Origin of the sequence: Prevotella sp. CAG:592 (genome assembly GCF_000436015.1) — a bacterium.
Classification (GTDB): Bacteria; Bacteroidota; Bacteroidia; order Bacteroidales; family Bacteroidaceae; genus Prevotella; species Prevotella pectinovora.
On record NZ_FR892531.1, the window covers coordinates 1 to 4847 of the forward strand.

4 protein-coding genes are annotated in these 4847 nt (G+C 51.2%); 2 read left to right on the top strand and 2 right to left on the bottom strand.

Features of this window, described 5'->3' with window-relative positions:
• Positions 1–179: 179 nt before the first annotated feature.
• Both QVO99_RS02950 and QVO99_RS02955 read right to left on the bottom strand, forming a co-directional pair.
• Complete coding sequence (locus QVO99_RS02950) at positions 180–932, bottom strand: porin family protein (RefSeq protein WP_022316100.1); 753 nt, start codon at positions 930–932, stop codon at positions 180–182.
• A gap of 58 nt (positions 933–990) precedes the next feature.
• Positions 991–2142 (bottom strand): PCMD domain-containing protein, encoded by a 1152-nt coding sequence (locus QVO99_RS02955; RefSeq protein WP_288176898.1) that lies wholly within the window; start codon positions 2140–2142, stop codon positions 991–993.
• A 348-nt stretch (positions 2143–2490) separates the two neighbouring features.
• Here QVO99_RS02955 and dapB point away from each other — a divergent pair, with 348 nt between their 5' ends.
• On the top strand, positions 2491–3249 hold the full coding sequence (dapB, locus tag QVO99_RS02960; RefSeq protein ID WP_022316102.1) for a 4-hydroxy-tetrahydrodipicolinate reductase: 759 nt from the start codon (positions 2491–2493) through the stop codon (positions 3247–3249).
• A 155-nt stretch (positions 3250–3404) separates the two neighbouring features.
• On the top strand, positions 3405–4841 hold the full coding sequence (gene lepB, locus QVO99_RS02965) for a signal peptidase I (RefSeq protein WP_022316103.1): 1437 nt from the start codon (positions 3405–3407) through the stop codon (positions 4839–4841).
• Positions 4842–4847 lie beyond the last annotated feature (6 nt).

Genomic DNA, 4847 nt, shown 5'->3' on the forward strand with positions numbered 1-4847 from the left:
TGGCAATAAGAGTAAAAATTTTCTTCATAATAAAAATGATAATGTTTTTAATTTAATGTTTTCCTAAATTCTTTTTGCCTTTATTTAATTGTCTTGTCTATTCATCAGAATCCTGACTGCCCATCGGTGAGGAATCTGTCAGCAGAGGTTGCCGCCGCCGGATTGAATGCAGTACAAGGTCATTTCATCCTATAAGAAACGCCGACAGTGCCATACACCGGATACATCGTCTGCTCGATGGTGTCGAAATTGCCTTTGAATATCCCCGTGAAGCCCCATGAGAGGTCAACGAATATTCCCCAGGAGTGATGGAAATGCCAGTCGGCTCCCACCATCATTCCCCATTGCAGCTTGCGCATACTGTCGGAAAAGTCATAGGTTCCGCGGTTTCCGTCAGTGGTGCCGAGTTCCACTTTCTCTCCCGTAGGGTCGCCCACTCTGAGGTATCCGTCGTAGGCTGCTCCCTTGAAGGTGCGGGTGCGCACATAAGAGAGATAGGGACCAGCCTTGATCTGCCACTTGTCGTTGAAGCGGTAGGTTGCCTGTAGAGGCATGGTGAGCATCCATTGCACAGCCTCCGACTGGTTCTTTCCGGTGAACATACCCTCGAGTTCCTGTCCGCCGCGCACTATCCTCATGTGGTAGTTCTTCACCGTGGCGTCAATGTCCATTCCCTTGTTCTCGAGTCTCAATCCTGTGGTCAGTCCCCATTTGTCTGTCAGCGGCTTGTAGACGCCGAGTCCCAGCATCACGCTCAGCGTCGGTCTGTAGGCATCGAGCGAACGGATAGAGGCCGGCATTCCCATCGGCATCGTTCCACCGATATTGTATCCTGCCCTGAGGTCATATTTCAGGTCATCGAGTATTCCTCCGGCATGAACTGAGAGTGCCGATGCGGCAAGGAGTGCCAGTGATAATATTGTCTTCTTCATTGTTGTCTTTCTTCTTGTTTATCGTAAGAGTTGGTTTCTGCCATGCGGTGCCGTGGCATCAGTCCTCGCAGATGAGTTCGAACTCATCCACATAGAGTGTGCTGCCCACTGCCCCCTGGAAGGTGGCTCCCTCATAGCTCGAGGTGCACACGATGGCAATGCTATATCCATTGGCACGCAGCAGGTCGGGGTCTACCACACCGGTGTATTTGAACTGCAGGTCGAACGGTGTCCATTCGCTGGTGGCGTTTATCTCGCCGATTTCTGCCAGCGCCACGATATATGGATTTGTCTTCACGTCGTTGCCGTTGAGAACGAAAGCCTCTCCGTTGTCGTCGTGGTTGCGATAGAGCACGGCATAGATGTCGCCATGGTCGGTCTTTCCCTCTACCGGCTTTCCTGCCTTGTCCTGATATGTCTCGCCGGGAGCATACTTGTAGTAACCCGTTAATCGCAGCGGCTTCTTGTCGAACGGCAGTCCGAAGCGTGTCGCCGCCATGGTATTGGTGAGAGCAGGCTTGGTGTCGAATTTTCCGATGAAGAGGTTTCCGGCGGCGATGCGCATATTTGACATCACTCCGAAAGGTCCCGTGCTGCGTGTGGTAAGCTTCACGCATCTGCCTCTCACTCCGCCTTCTACGCTCACCGTGGGATAGTCCTCATAGGGTGCCTTGCCCATACTGAGCTTGAATCCGCCGTTACCGGTTGCCCAATCGCGGTATATCTTGCTGTCGCTGCCACGGCTGTAGTCATACCACTGATGGTATTTCTCCGTGCCGTCTCTGTCGATGAAGAAGTCGATGTTCTCAAAGCTGTACTTCAGCGGTAGCAGCTTGGAACCGAAGCCCACGTAATATTCCCTTGTCCACGCACCGTCTTCGGATGTCACGGTGTATTTGTGTCTGGCATTGTTGGAGAAATCGAGTTCCGTACCGCTTGCCGGACTGATGGTGGCGCCGGGTGTGAGCTGGAACTGCGGCGACATCATGCTGATATCGGCATTGTCTTTCACCTCAAAGGAGATCTGCGAGGTGTTTGAAGGCACGTCGATGCTGGCGTCGGTCTGGTTGTTGAAGACCGCGTCCCAGTTGTCCATCACGACAAACGCCTTCTGTATATCACATTCGGCATTCGGGGCTTCATCCTTAAAACAAGAGGTCAGCATAGTGCAAGCTCCGATTGCTGAAAGGAAATAAATAGAATATTTCATCAAGACTAAAATAATAGTTCACGTGGCATCATGCGCCACGCCTTTGTGTTACAAAAACTTACCCATCTGCAAGTACAGACCATCACAAGCGTGGCTGTCAATTGGCGTATGGATATAATATACCGGGGCAAAGGTACGCTAAAAACCTTTAACTTGCAAGATTTCAGCGTTAAAACGAATAATTTAGACTACTTTTCATTCCAATATATACCATAAAAAACGCCACGAGAAGCCACAAAACGTTGCGCATTATGGAAATTTAAGCGGAAAAAGGACCGAGGGAAAAGTAAAATCATTATATTTGCACATTAAAAGCAACATTAATTAAACAAATACAAAGCATTTCTTATGAAAATAGCATTGATCGGCTACGGAAAGATGGGCAGGATGATAGAACAGATAGCCAAAGACCGTGGTCACGAAATAGTTTGCGTCATCGACGTTGACAACCAGCAGGATTTCGACAGCGAGGCGTTCAAAAGTGCCGACGTGGCAATAGAATTCACTAACCCTACAGCGGCATACGGCAACTACCTCAAGGCTTTCAGACACAACGTGAAGGTGGTGTCGGGCTCTACGGGATGGATGAAGGAACATGGCGACGACGTGAGGAGGATGTGTTCTGCCGAGGGCGGACAGACACTGTTCTGGGCATCAAACTTCTCTGTCGGCGTGGCGATTTTCTCTGCCGTGAACAGGTATCTCGCCAAGATAATGAACGGATTCCCGCAGTATGACGTGCGCATGGAGGAGACTCACCATATCCACAAGCTCGACGCTCCGAGCGGCACCGCCATCACACTGGCTGAAGAGATAATCAGCGACGTTGACCGCAAGAAGGAATGGGTGAAGGGTGTGCAGAGGCTTGCCGACGGCAGCGTGGAGGGCAGCAACGATGTGGCTGCAGACCAGCTCGCCATCGAGAGCATCCGCCGCGACGAGGTGCCGGGAATCCACTCCGTGGTTTACGACAGCGACGCCGACTGCATCACCATAACCCACGACGCCCACTCGCGCAAGGGATTCGCCATGGGAGCGGTGCTCGCGGCAGAATATACCAAGGACCACAGCGGACTGCTGACGATAAGCGACATGTTCAAATTCTGAACCGCCGGCGGAAAAGAAAGACGAAGACAGGACACTAATGGCCTGTCATAGACCGGACACGAATCGGGATAATAGTATCAACAGAAAGGCGAATCCTGATACTCCGGATAATTGAATCAACAGAAAAAAGATAAATCCTGATAATTGACAAGAAAATGATTGACAAGGAAAAAGCAAAGCTGAACATGAAAGTGCAATGGGCTAAGTTCATCGGCGTGACCGTGCTGTACCTGTTGTTCCTCGTGTGGGTAAAGAGTTGGCTGGGACTCGTCGTAGTGCCATTCATCTTTGACGTTTACATAACGAAGAAAATAAAATGGCAATGGTGGAAAGACGCCGAAGGCCCCACAAGATTCATAATGTCGTGGGTTGACGCACTGGTGTTCGCACTCGTGGCAGTGTATTTCATCAACCAGTTCTTCTTCCAGAACTATGTCATCCCATCATCTTCACTTGAGAAATCACTCCTCACCGGCGACTACCTCTTCGTGAGCAAAGTGAGCTACGGACCCCGCATCCCGGAGACTCCGCTCACCATGCCGCTCACGCAACACACGCTGCCGGTGATAAACACAAAGTCGTACATTGAATGGCCACACTGGGAATACCGCCGCGTCAAAGGACTGGGCAACGTGCAGCTCAACGACATCGTGGTGTTCAACTATCCTGCCGGCGACACCCTGGTGGAAAACTATCCCAACGCCGACTTCTACCGCGACATCTGCTATGCCACAGGCTACCAGCTGCTCGCGAACCAGTATGTAGACCTGAGCAAGATGACACCCCAGCAGAAATACGACTATTTCCAGAAGGTTTACAAGACAGGACACGACTATGTGGCTGCATCGCCACAGCAGTTCGGAAACATCATCAGCCGACCCACCGACCGCCGCGAGAACTACGTGAAGCGCTGCGTGGGACTGCCTGGAATGACTCTGCAGATAAAGAACCGCATCGTTTACCTCAACGGCAAGCCGAACAAGGAGCCGGAGAATGTGCAGTATACATATAACGTGCAGCTCAACCAGCCTATCAGCGACGACCTGATGAAGGAACTCGGCATCAGCATGGAAGATCTCGGAAGCCTCAACTCCAACGGATACATGCCGCTTACAAAGCGTGCAGCAAAGGCACTCGCCGCCAACAAGACATTGGTGAAGAGCATCAAGCTGGCACCTGAGATGAAGAACGACATCCTGTATCCGCTCGACGCCGTGACAGGATGGACACGCGACAACTACGGACCAATCTGGATTCCGAAGAAGGGAGCTACGGTAAAGCTCGACATGAACAACATCGCCATCTATGAGCGCCCGATACGTGCCTATGAGCACAACAAGCTCGAAGTGAAGGGCGGCAAGATATACATCAACGGAAAACAGACCGACCGCTACACGTTCAAGATGGACTACTACTGGATGATGGGCGACAACCGCCACAACTCTGCCGACTCACGCTACTGGGGATTCGTGCCTGAAGACCACATCGTGGGCAAGCCGATATTCATCTGGTGGTCGAGCGACCCTGACCACAGAGGATTCTCCGGAATAAGATGGAGCAGACTCTTCAGATTCGTTGACAACATAAAATAACACGTT

What these genes read in the sequence shown, in the direction of transcription:
- lepB (WP_022316103.1), top strand. Translation starts at nt 3,405, where the DNA reads ATGATTGACAAGGAAAAAGCAAAGCTGAACATGAAAGTGCAATGGGCT.
- dapB (WP_022316102.1), top strand. Translation starts at nt 2,491, where the DNA reads ATGAAAATAGCATTGATCGGCTACGGAAAGATGGGCAGGATGATAGAA.
- QVO99_RS02950 (WP_022316100.1), bottom strand. Translation starts at nt 932, where the DNA reads ATGAAGAAGACAATATTATCACTGGCACTCCTTGCCGCATCGGCACTC.
- QVO99_RS02955 (WP_288176898.1), bottom strand. Translation starts at nt 2,142, where the DNA reads ATGAAATATTCTATTTATTTCCTTTCAGCAATCGGAGCTTGCACTATG.